At 53.7% G+C, this 14000-nt stretch carries 17 protein-coding genes; 14 read left to right on the top strand and 3 right to left on the bottom strand.

Annotation, left to right across the window (positions count from 1 at the left end):
* The first annotated feature begins 3 nt into the window (after positions 1-3).
* Genes MIH19_RS21960 through MIH19_RS21950 form a run of 3 tightly spaced genes read left to right on the top strand, consistent with a single transcriptional unit; the run spans position 4 to position 2478 of the window.
* Entirely contained in the window at positions 4-798 is a 795-nt protein-coding gene (locus MIH19_RS21960) for a hypothetical protein (protein ID WP_249006879.1), read from the top strand.
* Positions 785-1969 carry a WD40 repeat domain-containing protein gene (locus MIH19_RS21955; protein WP_249006878.1) on the top strand — a complete coding sequence of 395 codons (1185 nt, stop codon included), beginning with the start codon at positions 785-787 and terminating at the stop codon, positions 1967-1969. Before MIH19_RS21960 ends, MIH19_RS21955 begins: the two co-directional genes overlap by 14 nt.
* A 23-nt stretch (positions 1970-1992) precedes the next feature.
* The gene (locus tag MIH19_RS21950; protein WP_249006877.1) at positions 1993-2478 is read left to right on the top strand and encodes a hypothetical protein; all 486 of its coding nucleotides are present in this window, start codon (positions 1993-1995) and stop codon (positions 2476-2478) included.
* 81 nt (positions 2479-2559) lie between these two features.
* Here MIH19_RS21950 and MIH19_RS21945 read toward each other — a convergent pair whose 3' ends face one another.
* Positions 2560-3357 (bottom strand): helix-turn-helix transcriptional regulator, encoded by a 798-nt coding sequence (locus MIH19_RS21945; RefSeq protein WP_249006876.1) that lies wholly within the window; start codon positions 3355-3357, stop codon positions 2560-2562.
* A gap of 98 nt (positions 3358-3455) precedes the next feature.
* Between MIH19_RS21945 and MIH19_RS21940 the strand changes: the two genes are divergently transcribed.
* Positions 3456-4910, top strand: coding sequence for an MFS transporter (locus tag MIH19_RS21940; RefSeq protein ID WP_249006875.1), 1455 nt, complete (start codon positions 3456-3458; stop codon positions 4908-4910).
* Here the strand turns inward: MIH19_RS21940 and MIH19_RS21935 are convergent.
* Both MIH19_RS21935 and MIH19_RS21930 read right to left on the bottom strand, forming a co-directional pair.
* Positions 4876-5067 (bottom strand): hypothetical protein, encoded by a 192-nt coding sequence (locus MIH19_RS21935; RefSeq protein WP_249006874.1) that lies wholly within the window; start codon positions 5065-5067, stop codon positions 4876-4878. The two genes, MIH19_RS21940 and MIH19_RS21935, sit on opposite strands and share 35 nt — an antisense overlap.
* On the bottom strand, positions 5064-6047 hold the full coding sequence (locus MIH19_RS21930) for an aldo/keto reductase (protein ID WP_249006873.1): 984 nt from the start codon (positions 6045-6047) through the stop codon (positions 5064-5066). Before MIH19_RS21930 ends, MIH19_RS21935 begins: the two co-directional genes overlap by 4 nt.
* A 99-nt stretch (positions 6048-6146) precedes the next feature.
* Here MIH19_RS21930 and MIH19_RS21925 point away from each other — a divergent pair, with 99 nt between their 5' ends.
* From MIH19_RS21925 to MIH19_RS21880, 10 genes are all read left to right on the top strand, one after another.
* Positions 6147-7043 carry a LysR family transcriptional regulator gene (locus tag MIH19_RS21925; protein ID WP_249006872.1) on the top strand — a complete coding sequence of 299 codons (897 nt, stop codon included), beginning with the start codon at positions 6147-6149 and terminating at the stop codon, positions 7041-7043.
* A 5-nt stretch (positions 7044-7048) separates the two neighbouring features.
* Positions 7049-7375, top strand: coding sequence for a hypothetical protein (locus tag MIH19_RS21920; RefSeq protein ID WP_249006871.1), 327 nt, complete (start codon positions 7049-7051; stop codon positions 7373-7375).
* Positions 7376-7412: 37 nt separating this feature from the next.
* Positions 7413-7775 carry a hypothetical protein gene (locus tag MIH19_RS21915; protein WP_249006870.1) on the top strand — a complete coding sequence of 121 codons (363 nt, stop codon included), beginning with the start codon at positions 7413-7415 and terminating at the stop codon, positions 7773-7775.
* A gap of 336 nt (positions 7776-8111) precedes the next feature.
* Positions 8112-8465, top strand: coding sequence for an ImmA/IrrE family metallo-endopeptidase (locus tag MIH19_RS21910; RefSeq protein WP_249006869.1), 354 nt, complete (start codon positions 8112-8114; stop codon positions 8463-8465).
* Positions 8440-8844, top strand: coding sequence for a hypothetical protein (locus tag MIH19_RS21905; RefSeq protein ID WP_249006868.1), 405 nt, complete (start codon positions 8440-8442; stop codon positions 8842-8844). The genes MIH19_RS21910 and MIH19_RS21905 overlap by 26 nt, the downstream gene beginning before the upstream one ends.
* Before the next feature lie 293 nt (positions 8845-9137).
* Positions 9138-10022 (top strand): LysR family transcriptional regulator, encoded by an 885-nt coding sequence (locus tag MIH19_RS21900; protein WP_249006867.1) that lies wholly within the window; start codon positions 9138-9140, stop codon positions 10020-10022.
* A 167-nt stretch (positions 10023-10189) separates the two neighbouring features.
* On the top strand, positions 10190-10942 hold the full coding sequence (locus MIH19_RS21895; protein ID WP_249006866.1) for a putative hydro-lyase: 753 nt from the start codon (positions 10190-10192) through the stop codon (positions 10940-10942).
* Positions 10943-10983: 41 nt separating this feature from the next.
* On the top strand, positions 10984-12054 hold the full coding sequence (locus MIH19_RS21890) for a TRAP transporter substrate-binding protein (RefSeq protein WP_249006865.1): 1071 nt from the start codon (positions 10984-10986) through the stop codon (positions 12052-12054).
* A gap of 64 nt (positions 12055-12118) precedes the next feature.
* A complete protein-coding gene (locus tag MIH19_RS21885) occupies positions 12119-12715 on the top strand; it encodes a TRAP transporter small permease (RefSeq protein ID WP_249006864.1) in 597 nt (198 codons plus the stop codon).
* A complete protein-coding gene (locus MIH19_RS21880; RefSeq protein ID WP_249006863.1) occupies positions 12712-13995 on the top strand; it encodes a TRAP transporter large permease in 1284 nt (427 codons plus the stop codon). The genes MIH19_RS21885 and MIH19_RS21880 overlap by 4 nt, the downstream gene beginning before the upstream one ends.
* The last annotated feature ends 5 nt before the right edge of the window (positions 13996-14000 follow it).

Here is a 14000-nt window from a genome sequence, read left to right as displayed (position 1 = left end):
GAAATGAACTCAGGGAAAAACAACCTGATCGATCACCTGTTTCTCTGGCAACCCGCCGTTGCAGATAATGCTTGGTGGCGATACGCCATACCACGACATCTTCGGGCAGCATCCAAAGCATGGGATCTCGCAACCGCCGACGACCCCATGGACGACATACTTGGTAAATTACGGGGGGCTTATGACAAGAAATGGTGGATCTTCCCAAGCTTTCTGAACAACGGTTTCGGGCCTGCCATCGAAAAGCTATACAAAGACTACTTACCACTCACCTTCGAGGCGTGGATGACCGCACACCCCCAGCGATCTTTGGCGACACCTGCGGGGCTCAAAAAAACCGTTAAAGAAAACTGGGCGAGGTTAGAAAAAGACATCCTCGCCGAAGCAAACGCTTTATGGCAACCCTGTATAGATTGCCTGCGCAACGGCGAACGGCCACCTGACTACACCCTGCTGGCCCCCCTAAACCACCAAGCCAGCGTAAGCCCCCAAATGGCCAAAGACTACGTTGTGCGTTTGAAAAAGCTTGCGGTGAATAACTGGGTTCCAGAGCAACGGCCTCGGCCTGCGTTGGGGTATGTGGGGTTTGAGGAAGTGACCCGGCGAGGTGCGACAGGATTCGATGAATTTATCGAACAGTCGCTGGATGACGAAAAGTTCAGCCCTGTTGATCAATCAAAATGGCTTTTTAGCCACTCGGGTATGCGGATTCCAAGTGATGAAGTGTTCGATCGCTCTTACAGAGCAGAAATTATACGTCGTATATCAGACGAAGGAGTGGGTTTTGGCCGTTATTAACGCTAACAAAGTGCGCTGGATAGGCGCGGTGCTTGGTGCCTTTGTGCTTATTAGCATCCTGCTGAACTCCAACCTCCTGGGAGTCTGGGCTGGGCCGGTTATGTCCATGGGTGTATCGGAGTCTGGCCGCTATGTCGTCAGTGCCCACACAGACAACAAGCTCATTCTCTGGGATCTGCAAGAAAAACAGTGGAATACGTTGTCCGGTAAAGCCAACCTTTACAGCGCCTATTTTGTGCCGGGTCAAAACGCTTTTTTGTGGCAGGACACAGACAATACCGTTACTGCACAAACGGTTGACGGAAAAGTACTGAAGCGATTTCAGCACTTCCCAACCTACGGCCACGTTATCAGTGGCGATCTTGAGACCTACTTGTCTGCTGATGAGCATTGGAATGTGTTTTCTGGCTATGGGGACACAAAACGTACTGTCCTTAGTGATGGCATCAGCCCCAGCTTTTTAGGATCCGGCAAGCTGTTCAACCTCGCCATAGACCGAAACAACACCTTCTTTGTTACAGCCGGCGTCGATAGTGACCGCTCAGCAATCGCAGACCATTCACCAATGAATAGCAGCCAACGGTTTTCAAAATATGGGGGCGTCACACTTTGGGATGCGAAAACAAAACAGCCTGTTGCAAAACTCCGCGGAAACGCCTCCAAAACCCACGCCGCCATCAGCCCAAATGGGCGGTGGGTGGTCAGTGGTGATGAAGCTGGCAATAGTATCACTTGGCATACATCCAATCCTGAACACCGAATGCGAGCCGCACGTTACAACTCAGGACTGTATATTGATGGTCTTCCTGACGACCTTCCAGATTCTGACTACTTTGATAAGAGCGGACTGATCGAAGCTCCGCGCGGCGTTCATGATTTCACTATCGCCCTAGCCTTCATTCACAACAGCGAGTACTACCTCCGCTTCGGCAACAACAGCCACGTTGCCGCCCTGTTCAAAACCGGCAGCCCCTGGCCTGTGAAATACTTTGATCTTGGCGCGTCACCCAAACTGGTCACCTACGGCAGCCAGTACGACCGCAACACCGCCATCGCCACTTCACCGGAGGCGGGCATTCTGGCGATGGGTCACCAGTCTACCGGCGGCATCAGCGTGTACCAGTTTGACCCAGACGAGCTGACGTTGGAGCGGGTTTGGGTGGTGGAATAGCATGAGTTGAACTGCTCGGTAACTTGCGGGAAGCCTATGGTAAAAAATGGTGGACTTTCCCGAGCTTTCTGGATAACGGGTTCGGGCCTGCCATCGAAAAGCTGTACAAAGATTATCTTCCACTGAGAATTCTCGATCATCCTGACAGACCTTCTGGATCCTATGTCACAACGCGTGAAGGAGCTGATCGTCTTGACGCGGCTCTCAGCAGGATAAAAACCGAAATTCAAGAGAACTGGGCGCGACTTGAAAGGGACATTCTCACCGAAGCAATCGCTTTGTGGCAGCCCTGTATAGACTGCCTGCGCAACGGCGAGCGGCAGCCTGACTACACCCTGCTGGCCCCCTTAAACCACCAGGCCAGCGTAAGCCCTCAAATGGCCAAAGACTACGTTTTGCGTTTCGGCTCTGCGCATACTCCACCCAGAACGCCTTTAGGCAACAAAGGACTTTTAGAGTCTAGCTCATTGCAACATTGGGCAGATAGGGTGCTTGCGGCGATGGCGTGAGGCAGTGAGGTAGTTATCCTCCCATTTTTAGCGGGGGAAATTACCGTGGGAGATTGGGCGGCAGCAAGGGCCATCCATCGCCTAGGATGCCGTTTTCTCACTTTTTGCATAAACCACCAAGCGCAGATGGCGATCTGCGTCGATGGTCAGCGAAGTGTGCTCGAAAGCAACTACTTTATCATCCAGCCGAAGATTGCGCACGCCATTGCACGGTGCATGCACGTCGTGCTTTTGCCACCAGGTATGGAAGTCAGGAGACACCTTTTGCAGTTCGTCCACCAATTCTCGAATGTCGCTTTCCTGGGTAGCACGAGCATAGTTGCGCCGGAAGCTAGACAACATTCGTGGCGCTTGTTCTTCCCAGTCGGCAAAGAGTCTGCGAAGAGTTTGATCGGTGAATAGCATCCAAAGAAGGTTGCGTCTTACAGGCGCATGACGTTCGAAGTCAAAGAGGTGGTTGGCCGGTTCGTTGAAGGCCAGGACATCCCACCGCAGGTTCAACACGTAGGCTGGATGTGGGGCTAGGTCGCTCATTAGGCGGCGTATTAATGGCGGCACTATGCACCATGTCTTGCCCGGTTCGGTGGGCGGCCGTTCATGAGCCAGTAAGTACAGGTGGCGGCGTTCGGCTGCATCTAGCCTCAGCACCCTTGCCAAATTGTCCAGGAACGTGGCTGATACGCCTATGTCGCGGCCTTGTTCCAGCCAAGTGTACCAAGTCAACCCGACACCCGCGAGTGCTGCCACCTCCTCTCGGCGAAGTCCCGGCGTACGCCGACGTCCTCCGCTGGGCAGGCCTACATCAGTGGGCAAAAGACGCTCGCGACGTGAGCGCAAAAAAGTCGCGAGGTCGTCGCGAGTTCGTTTCAGGGTACGCATAGCTTACCTCGTTGCTTTTAGTAATAGTATAACTAGTTAAATTGTAATCGTTTAATAAAGATTTGAGAATGATCGCTTTATGACTCTGGAGATGCAATATGAGCGTTGATTCTCAATTTTTCACAACGGCTGTCGTCCCCCCAAAACGCGCCCCGTGGCTGGGTCTGTCCGTTCTGTTACTGGCTGGCTTCGTCACCATCTTTGACCTGTTCGTGGTCAATGTGGCCATTCCCAGTATGCAGGCTGGGCTGGGCGCAAGCTTTGCACAGATAGGTTTCATCGTGGCCGGCTATGAGCTGGCTTTTGGTGTTCTGCTGATTACCGGCGGGCGGCTGGGAGACCTGTTCGGACGCCGCCGGTTGTTCATCGTCGGCATGGCCGGCTTCACTGTGGCTTCGGTCTTGTGTGGGCTGGCCCCCAGCGCCGGCCTCCTAATCGGCGCACGGGTGTTGCAAGGGCTGGCTGCCGCATTGCTGTTTCCGCAGGTTTATGCATCCATCCGCGTCAACTTCGATGGCGACGACAGCCGCCGTGCCTTCGGCCTGCTGGGGATGACTCTGGGCCTGGCGGCCATCGCCGCGCAGGTACTGGGCGGATGGCTGGTGTATGCCGACTTGTTCGGGCTGGGCTGGCGTAACATCTTTCTTATCAATGTGCCCATTGGCTTGTTCGCCATCACCGCCGCAAGGTGGATCCCAGAATCCCATGCGCCGCAGCGCCCGACTCTAGACTGGACGGGAGTGGCTCTGGTCAGCGCCGGCCTGGCGCTACTGCTGGTGCCTTTGATCGAGGGTCCGGGGCAAGGCTGGCCAGTATGGAGCCTATGGTCGCTGGGCGCGGCGGCGGTGCTGCTTGCGCTGTTTTATCGGCAACAGGAGCAACGGCGAGTATCCGGTGGATTGCCGCTGGTGGACATGCGACTGATGACCCAGAGCCGCTTTGCACTGGGTGCATTGCTGGTGCTGCTGGTCTATTCCACATCCAGTTCTTTTTTCTTGAGTTTTGCCTTGCTGGTGCAGACCGGGTTGGGCCTTGACCCTTTCATGGCGGGCAGCATCTTCGCGCCGTGCAGCGTGGGCTTCGTCCTGGCATCACTAGCCGCGCCTCGGCTGGTGGCACGATGGGGAACACGCGCCATTCTCGGGGGCGCGTTGATCTACGCGATTTCCATCGGGCTGTTGATTGCGCAGGTGCAGAAGGCAGGCGCGGAGTTGGTGCCGGTGCGCCTGATTCCCATGCTAATTGTGATCGGAGCCGGTCAGGGCTTCATCATGACGCCGCTACTGAATTTGGTGCTCGGCTTTGTCAAAGAGAACCAGGCCGGTATGGCGGCGGGTGTGATTTCTACCGTTCAACAGGTTGGTGCGGCGCTGGGTGTAGCCGTGGTCGGTATTCTGTTCAGTGCAGCGTTGGCTACAGGCGATGGTGCAGCAGTGCAAGCGGGCCAATACACCTCGGCCTTTGTCGCGGGAATGCTCTACAACCTGGGCGCTGCGATGCTTGTTTGTCTGTTGTTGCTTATGCTGGCAAGGGCGCAGAGATCGGCGAGCTGACAACAGGCAGCAAGTAATGGTGTTTCGGCACCACCTCGGCAAAAGCGTCTGACAAAGCATCCAGGCTAGCTGTCACCTTGGTGGAAGCATCGGCTTCCAGTGTTTTCAGCAGTGAGAGAGCACAGGTAAGCCGATTGGATCTGGTTACGCCGCTCATGCATCCAGCCCCTTCATGCCTTCATCGGTATAGCGCCCACCGGCCACCTTCAGTTCCGATACCTCGGCTTCCAGTGCTGTAATCTCATCTGGTGACAGCACTACATCGACGGCCTCAACGTTTTCTTCGAGGTATTTCAGTCGTTTGGTACCGGGAATCGGCACGATATGGTCGCCCTTCGACAATAGCCAGGCGAGTGCAATCTGCGCTGACGTGCAGTCTTTGGTTAACGCCAGCGAGCGCACGACATCGACAATACGGCGGTTAGCGTCGATGTTTTCCGCCGAAAAACGCGGCAGGTTTGCGCGGAAGTCGCCGTCGGCGAAATCACTCTGACCATCGAATGTGCCGGTAAGAAATCCCCTGCCAAGGGGCGAATAAGGCACGAACCCAATACCGAGTTCACGGCAGGTGGGCAGAACGTCCGACTCGACATCCCTGGACCAGAGCGAGTATTCGGTCTGCACCGCAGCGACCGGATGAACGGCGTGGGCGCGGCGCAGCGTGGCCGCGCTAACCTCGCTTAGGCCAATATGGCCGATCTTGCCGGCGCGGACTAGACTGGAAAGCGCCTCCATAACTTCTTCAATGGGGCGGCTGCGGTCGATTCGGTGAACGTAATAAAGATCAATCCGCTCGACCCCGAGGCGGCGCAGTGAAGCCTCGCAGGCTGCCCTGGCATACTCAGCGCTGTTGTCAATTGTGCGGGCATACTCACCGGGCTTGCGTACGATTCCGAACTTTGTGGCGATTTCGACTTGCGGCTTCCGTTCCCGCAAAAAGCGCCCTAACAATTCTTCATTATGATGCGGGCCGTACATGTCGGCGGTGTCGAAAAAAGTTACGCCCAGATCGGCGGCGCGGCGCAGCACCTGCATCGATTGCACATCGTCCCGTGGACCGTAAAATTCACTCATGCCCATACAGCCAAGGCCGAGGGCAGAAACGTTTAAACCGGGGGCGAGAGACCTGCGTTGCATGATGATGCTCCTTTGTTGGATTCTGCATCATCATGACTTTCCGATATCGGCTAATCTACAGTCTATAATGCAAATCTGATTTTCATTTTTGGAAAGCTTATGACTGAACGCCTGAACTGGGATGATGCACCGGCTTTTCTTGCGGTCGCACGCACTGGAACCCTGACCTTTGCCGCCAAGTCTCTCGGCACCGGTATCGCGACTGTTTCGCGGCGAATCGCGCGGCTGGAAAGTCGTCTTGGCGTGCCACTCTTTGTGCGGCACCAGTCCGGCTATCGTCTGACCGATCAGGGCGCGACCCTGCTGCCTAGAGCCGAAGCTCTGGAGCAGGCCATGGGAGCATTTCGCGCCCAGGCGGCGACGGAAACAGAGGCCATTGGACATGTTCGGTTAGCGACGGCTGAGAATCTCGCCAATTCGATCATTATCCCGGGCCTTGCCCCACTGCTTGCGCGACATCCCGGTTTAAGCATCGAGATTTTGACGGACGTAAGTACCATCAACCTGCACGGCCGCGACGCGGATCTGGCGTTGCGCATGGTGCGCCCTGAGCGCGGCAACGTCAGCGTTCGCCGTGTTGGCACCTTAGGTTTTGGTCTTTACGGATCGCCGGAATATATGGCTGCGCGCGACACAGGGCCTGATGCGGGCCGTTTCGATGGTGATCGCTTCATTGGGTGGTCGGAACGTCAGGGTGGCCTGCCCGCAGCTCAATGGATTGAACGCACCTTACGTGGCCAGATGCCTGTGGTTACTACCACAACATTGTCCGCGCAGCTAAGCTCCGCGACCGCCGGGTTGGGCCTGGCAATTTTGCCACATTTTCTGGCCCGCGAGGCGGGTTTGCGGGAAGTGCCGCTTGAGTTGGAGTTGGATCAGCCAATCTGGCTGGCGCTGCACAGCGATTTATCCGCTTCGTTGCGCATTAGAGTCGTGGCCGATCATCTTGCGGAAATTGTCGAGCGTAATCATGAGCGACTGGCGGGGGTCAGGTAGGCGACTTGAATGACCTGCTGGATGTTACGAATGCTTATGATACGGTGTTTGGCTTGGACGATTGGGTTGAGTTCAACACTGTGCAAGGGACGATTTCGATGGAGTGCTTCCGGATTGACGAAAGTGGCTATACGGGATTTGGCCTTCTGAATCCCGAGCAATGCTTCCAGGGAGCAACTGCGGTTGCTATCACGGACGAGGACGCCGGACGTTTAATCAAGGAGTATTTTCTAAAGTTGCAGGCGTCAGAGCTTAAGTACCGAGCACTCGCACGGCGGCCAGGAAACCATTCCCGACTGCTTGGCTTGCAGCGCGAAATCTTGGCGAACTAAAAATGTCCTAAGAGCGATCGCAACGTCTGGTGTCACCATGGATGCAGCGTTCGTGGTGCTGCAATCGTTGATTAGTCGCATGAAGGAGATGGTTGCGGGGCCTTATTGTGTGGAGCACGATCAGTCTAAGAACCTGCTTGCCTATAATGATTTTTTGCAGCGCTATATCGACCACGAACAAAGCATCGAGTTCCGACAGACCGAAATTGCGCGCGTTAGATTTCCGCTCAAACTAACGGCCATGACTCAGGTCGATTCTAAGACCAGTCCGGCAGTGAAGTTGGCCGACGTAATGATCGGAGCCGCCATCGAAGCGGCGAATACCCTGGCGGGGCAGCGCACGGCAGGATTGAATGTTGATACTGTACTGGACTTGTATACCGATCATCAGTTCATCTAACGCCTTCGAACGATTTCGCTGAGCAGCATCGGTTCCGCCAAGGCACCCAGGCCGCTGAGCTGATCGATTGCTTCGCGACCCAATTCCACACTGGGGGAGGTCCAGGTTGAGCGCTATTTCGATGGTGCATTGTTTCAGTACATCAGTAATTTTTAAGCTGGAAAATACCAACATGCTGGCAACCACTCACGTCCCCTCCTATTTCCAGTTCTCAATGTGCCGGAGCACAGAGGTGACTTCAAAACGTTGACTGACTATGAAATAGAAGATTTTGCTACCGAGTGCCGACAACGCTAGAAGCTTGGCCAGTCACCTGTTGATAACTTGGTCAATACCATGGAAAGCAATGGCATTGTAGTTACTCGTGGCAGCTTGGGTTTCGCTAAAATGGATGGAGTCTCACGCTGGTCACAGGTGGATACCCGTCCTTACATCTTTCTTTGTGTGGATAAAACCAATGGCTTTAGAACGCGATTTGATTCCGCGCACGAGCTAGCCCATATCGTACTTCATAAAGCAGTTACTGATGCAGACTACCAGAAACACTACCACCTATTAGAAAAGCAGGCACACCGCTTTGCTAATGCTATTTTATTACCGGCAGCTTCTTTTGCTCGAGAAGTGCGGTATCCAACGCTGGATACTTTTCTGGCTCTCAAGCAAAATGGAAGGCATCTGCTGCAGCAATGATTCGACACAGGGCTGTCAGGATTTGGAAATCATAGGCGAAGATACGGCCTTACGGTTGTGGAAAGCACGTTCCGCCCGCGGGTTGGTACAACGTGAATCACTTGATGAAACGTTAGTATCTGAAGAGCCTAAATTGATCGAGCGTAGTGTCAAAATGTTGGTTGAGAATAAGATCTTGGAGAAAAATACTTTACGCCAAGTCTTGGGAATGCCTGCGGGTATTATAGAAGAGCTTTGTAATCTCCCCAAAGGCTATTTTGAGCAAGACGACACTAACAACGTCATCGAATTGCGCTTAAGGTCGAGTACCCAACAACGCTCAAATTCGCAACAGAGCAGTAACAGCGGTAGTCGAGTGATTCCTCTCGATCGAAAGTAGGAGCGCAAAGGGCTCGGAGACTTGCTTGCTAGTACCACGTAAGGCTCGAAAAGGTGAACATTCGTGACCTTACACTACACTTTTGAATAAGGCTTAGCGTGACTTTTGAATAAGGCTTAGCGTGAAAATAAAATGAAAAGTCACCATCTTTTTTTACATGGAAAACACACCGGAAAGGAGAGTGGTATCTTTCCGTTACCAACTTTATTTTTTTGTGCGAGCGAAGGCGCCCACTAGAATGGGCGTTAGGGGGCAGTTTTGTTACCGACTTTATTCCGATCCCACATTTCATTATGAATATCAAGTCATTAGAAACTTTCTTCTGGATTGCAAAACTGGGCAGTTTTCGAGCTACAGCGAAAAAGCTGTACGCTTCGCAACCAACGATCTCTGCCCGAATTGCAGGCCTGGAAAACCAGCTTGGTATAGAGCTGTTTGACCGGTCTGGCCGTAAGGCTGTGCTGACAGCGAAAGGCCGGCAGGTGCTCTCCTATGCCGAACAAATTCTCCAGCTTCATGCGGACTTGCTCGAGACTGTTGCCAGCCCGGATGCCATTCAGGGCACTATCCGGCTAGGTGTTGCAGAAACCATTGCGTATACCTGGCTCCCTGAACTGATAGAAAGGATTAATGAAACCTACCCAGCTATTAATCTGGAACTTGATGTTGATATCTCTATCAATCTGTCAGAAAAACTGCTGAAACGGGAGATTGATATTGCGTTTCTTATCGGTGAAGTAAAACAGGAGGGCTTTTTTAATATGCCTTTCTATAGCTACTCGCTGATATGGGTTGTCAGCCCGAAACTGACGTTACCCCCGGAACCCGTTAGCCTCTCCGAGCTGGCAAAAATCCCGATTATTACTTATCCAAGAATGAGTGAGCCTCACACCAACATTCGCACGCTGATCAATAAGATGGGCAGTTCCACTCAGATTCATTCCAGCTCCTCGTTATCCACCATTATCCGCATGGCTCTGGACGGTATCGGTGTGAGCGCCCTACCAAAGGAGATCATCACAAGAGAGCTCGCAACAGGGCAGCTCCGGGAGTTCAAGGTTGAGGCCAGCATTCCTGATCTGGTTTTCAATATGGCGTATTGTGCGGCACCAGGTGCAAATGTTGTGCGGGCCGTTGCGGACCTTTCTCGCAAGATCGTGGCGTCCAAGCCCCTATAAAGTCATCAATACTGCTGACTGATCAGCTTTATCTATCAAAGTTGATTCTAAAATTCGATTTGAACTAATCATTGGTTCTGCGCTAACTTTGATGAAAAGCAAAGTAAGGCAGAATCATGGTTTCGACGAATCACCCTCAGCGCTTTCTCACGCCCGGAGATGTCAGGTTGGCAGCACGTAATGGCTCGCTGGTAGGTTCGACAGCCGGAATGGCAAGCGGTTTTGTTCAGGTCAATCTGGTCATACTGCCAGAAGAGCAGGCCAATGGCTTTCTGCGTTTTTGTCAGGCAAACCCGAAACCCTGCCCGGTGCTCGCGGTCAGTGAGCCGGGTGAACGGCAGTGCGCTGTGCTGGGCGAGGATCTGGATATTGCCCGGGACGTGCCTTCTTATCGTGTTTACCGCAATGGCAAATTTGATGGAACGCTGAACGACGTTTCAGAGGTATGGCGTGGTGATCTGGTGACCTTTGCCATTGGTTGTTCGTTCAGTTTTGAACATGCCCTGCTGCAAAATGGCGTGCCCGTTCGCCACATTGAGGCAGGGTGCAATGTACCCATGTACAAGACCTCGATTCCGCTGCGACCGGCCGGTGGCTTCAGTGGGAATATGGTCGTATCCATGCGCCCCTTTCTTGCCGCAGCGGCCATTCGCGCTGTTCAAATTACCACGCGCTTCCCCCAAACCCACGGTGCTCCTGTACACCTTGGCGACCCGTCACTGATTGGAATCCTGAACCTGGGCTCACCTGACTACGGAGACGCGGTTTCTGTAGCGAACGATGAGATACCGGTTTTCTGGGCTTGTGGCGTTACGCCGCAGCAGGTCCTCATGGACTCGGGGATCGAATTTGCAATTACACACACGCCGGGCCATATGTTGGTCACGGACATTCCTGAAAGTCAGGTGGCTTTGTTGTGAGACCGCTGTAACACCAAAAAAACTAGAAGAGGAAGATGACAATGACAATGACTACAAGAAGATATCTTGTATCCGCAGTGACCGCCGCAATGTTGGTGACTGCATCACAGGCATCGGCTCAGGAACTGGATAAGACCAGTATTTCTTATGTCGGGAGCTGGAGCAGCTTGTCCCTGTACAAAAATTTCGAAAAGCCGTTCTGGCAGGAGCACATACCCGAAGCTTCTGACGGGCGGATCACAACCGAGGTGACTACTTTTGACCAGATGGGTCTGGGTGGAGGAGAAGTTTACCGCTTGATGGCGCGCAACGTGATTGAAGTGACCTCCACGGTGGCGGACTACGCAGTGGCAGATGCCCCTGAGATTGAAGGCCTGGATATGCCGATGATGGCTCCAGATGTGGAAACCGCACGAAAAATAGCAGAGGCCTATCGCCCCGTGCTTTCCGACGCCTTTGCCGAGCGCTTCGACAACGCAAAGGTGCTCGCCGTTGTTCCATACCCGTCCCAGGTGGTGTTTTGTAACACTGAAATCAAAGGGCTTCTGGACTTGAAAGGCAAAAAGATCCGCGCCAGCGGGCGCACTACGGCAGAGTTTCTGCAGGCTCTCGGTGCTGAAGGCATAACCCTGAATTACAGCGAAGTGCCGGGCGCATTGCAGCGCGGTGTTATCGACTGTGCGGTGACCGGCTCGCTCTCGGGCTACAGCTCTGGCTGGTATGAGGTGTCCACGCATCTTTATCCGTTGCCTGTGGGCGGCTGGGACTACGTGATCACCGCAATGAATGGCAAAAAGTGGGCCTCACTGTCTGCAGACACCCAGAACTGGCTGCAGAACGAGATTCAGGTCAACTATGAGGATCCCGTGTGGGAGTCTGCCGTTGAGGAGACTCGCGAAGGTATCGCCTGCTTGACCGGAAAGGGTGAGTGCGCGCGCGGTGAATCCGGAGATATGGTCCTGGTTGAAGCAACTGACGCCGATTTCACTGAAGTGTCTCGCCATCTTCAGGCAACATTGTTGCCCAACTGGGCTGGCCGTGTTGACCAAAAGTGGGTTGATCGCTGGAATGAGACGATCGGCAAGGTAACGGGTCTTAAAGCGGCCAAGTAATACTCTGGTCAGTTGAAAGAACGAGGGCTGTCACAGACAGCCCTCGTTCGCCTTGGAGAATCCTATGTTACAGCAGATCAATAGCGGGCTGGATCGGTTACTTATCGGTGTAGATGTCGGATCACTGTGGATGGCCAGGGCCGGAGGTTTTCTTATACTGTTCACGGTCGGCCTCGTTACCACAGAGGTGCTTTCACGCAAAATTTTTGGTCGATCCGGTGTCCACGCCACCGAACTGACCGGCTACATCATGGCCATCAGCTCAAGCTGGGCTTTTGCCTACACGCTTATGCGCAAAGCTCACATCCGGATTGATGCCTTGTATCTGACGCTACCGATCAGTGTGCGTAGCGTGCTTGATCTGATTGCCCTGCTATCTCTTGCGCTCTTCTGCGTGCTTGTTGTGGGAGCAGCATTTGACGTTACCCTGCTGTCTTACACCGGCGGTGCCAGAGCAAACACGCCCCTTAGCACGCCTGTGTGGATACCCCAGGTACTGTGGCTGATTGGCCTTTTCTGGTTCAGCATTGCGGTTGTTCTGCTGTCTCTTCGCGTTCTTTTTGGCCTTTTAAGCGGCAACATCGAAGACGTGCAAAGAATTGCTGGCAGCCCAACGCTTGATGATCAGGTTGCTGAAGAGAATAAGGAAGCTGCCCGATGATTCTTATTTCGCTGGTTGTTTTGCTGGTATTGCTCGTGCTCAGTGTGCCGGTTGCCGCCACACTGATTGTGCTGGGGCTGTTTCTTGACGAGTTCTTTTCTCCCTTTCCGCTGATTAACGCGATGGGGGATGTCTTGTGGTCGGCGTCAGACAGTTTTCTGCTGATCGCAATTCCACTGTTCATATTGCTGGGTGAGATTCTGGTTCGAACCGGAATTGCCAAGAGTACGTACCGGGCGCTTGAAAGCTGGCTTTCCTGGCTACCGGGCGGGCTGCTTCATGCCAACATTGCCACCGCTACGCTGTTTTCGGCAACGTCCGGTTCCAGTGTTGCGACGGCCGCCACCATAGGCACGGTTGCAATCCCTCAGGGCAAAGCCATGAACTATGATCCGAAGCTGTTCACCGGCTCCATTGCCGCCGGTGGCACCCTCGGTATCATGATTCCTCCGTCGATCAACCTGATCGTATACGGCTTCCTCACGGAGACCTCAATTCCCCAGCTATTTGCAGCGGGGCTTATACCCGGCCTGTTGCTGGCGTTTCTGTTTGTGGTGGGCACGGCATTGATCTGCCTTTGGCGGCCCTCGCTTGGCGGGCCAAGCACGCATCATACCTGGCGCGCGCGGTTTTCAGGGCTGACAAGCCTGGTTCCGGTACTGGTGCTGTTCGGTATTGTTGTCGGCTCGATTTACGCCGGTTGGGCAACGCCCACGGAAGCCGCCTCCCTAGGTGTTATTGGCGCGCTTCTGATTGCGCTGTTCATGGGCAAGCTCAGCACGAGTGTTGTGATCGAAGCCCTTGACGGGACCATGCGGACAACCGGCATGATTGTGCTGATTATCATCGCCTCGTATTTTCTTAACTTCGTTCTGGCCTCGACAGGCATTACGCGTGAACTGAGTTCGTTTCTGGATTCAGCCGGCCTCGGGCCGTACATGACGCTCATGCTTATCATTGCTTTGTACATCGTTCTGGGCTTTTTCATCGAGACACTGTCTCTGATGGTGATCACCATTCCGATTGTCGCACCCATTATTATTGCATTGGGTTTTGATCCGGTCTGGTTCGGCATCTTGTTGATTGTTCTGATTGAAATGGCTCTGATTACACCGCCTGTGGGGCTGAATCTCTATGTGGTGCAGAGCGTCCGTCAGGGTGGCTCATTCAATGATGTGATGATCGGAGCCATGCCCTATGTAGGGTTCATGCTGCTCATGGTCGTGCTGCTTATTATTTTCCCGTCATTGGCGTTGTATTTGCCCGGGGTACTGACGTAATTATT

Source organism: Marinobacter sp. M1C (assembly GCF_023314135.1).
Taxonomy (GTDB): Bacteria; Pseudomonadota; Gammaproteobacteria; order Pseudomonadales; family Oleiphilaceae; genus Marinobacter.
The sequence above is the reverse complement of the archived record's forward strand: the minus strand, read 5'-3'. Positions and strand labels throughout refer to the sequence as shown.

What these genes read in the sequence shown, in the direction of transcription:
- MIH19_RS21910 (WP_249006869.1), top strand. Translation starts at nt 8,112, where the DNA reads ATGGAAAGCAATGGCATTGTAGTTACTCGTGGCAGCTTGGGTTTCGCT.
- MIH19_RS21915 (WP_249006870.1), top strand. Translation starts at nt 7,413, where the DNA reads ATGGATGCAGCGTTCGTGGTGCTGCAATCGTTGATTAGTCGCATGAAG.
- MIH19_RS21905 (WP_249006868.1), top strand. Translation starts at nt 8,440, where the DNA reads ATGGAAGGCATCTGCTGCAGCAATGATTCGACACAGGGCTGTCAGGAT.
- MIH19_RS21885 (WP_249006864.1), top strand. Translation starts at nt 12,119, where the DNA reads ATGTTACAGCAGATCAATAGCGGGCTGGATCGGTTACTTATCGGTGTA.
- MIH19_RS21880 (WP_249006863.1), top strand. Translation starts at nt 12,712, where the DNA reads ATGATTCTTATTTCGCTGGTTGTTTTGCTGGTATTGCTCGTGCTCAGT.
- MIH19_RS21925 (WP_249006872.1), top strand. Translation starts at nt 6,147, where the DNA reads ATGACTGAACGCCTGAACTGGGATGATGCACCGGCTTTTCTTGCGGTC.
- MIH19_RS21940 (WP_249006875.1), top strand. Translation starts at nt 3,456, where the DNA reads ATGAGCGTTGATTCTCAATTTTTCACAACGGCTGTCGTCCCCCCAAAA.
- MIH19_RS21900 (WP_249006867.1), top strand. Translation starts at nt 9,138, where the DNA reads ATGAATATCAAGTCATTAGAAACTTTCTTCTGGATTGCAAAACTGGGC.
- MIH19_RS21890 (WP_249006865.1), top strand. Translation starts at nt 10,984, where the DNA reads ATGACAATGACTACAAGAAGATATCTTGTATCCGCAGTGACCGCCGCA.
- MIH19_RS21960 (WP_249006879.1), top strand. Translation starts at nt 4, where the DNA reads ATGAACTCAGGGAAAAACAACCTGATCGATCACCTGTTTCTCTGGCAA.
- MIH19_RS21930 (WP_249006873.1), bottom strand. Translation starts at nt 6,047, where the DNA reads ATGCAACGCAGGTCTCTCGCCCCCGGTTTAAACGTTTCTGCCCTCGGC.
- MIH19_RS21945 (WP_249006876.1), bottom strand. Translation starts at nt 3,357, where the DNA reads ATGCGTACCCTGAAACGAACTCGCGACGACCTCGCGACTTTTTTGCGC.
- MIH19_RS21935 (WP_249006874.1), bottom strand. Translation starts at nt 5,067, where the DNA reads ATGAGCGGCGTAACCAGATCCAATCGGCTTACCTGTGCTCTCTCACTG.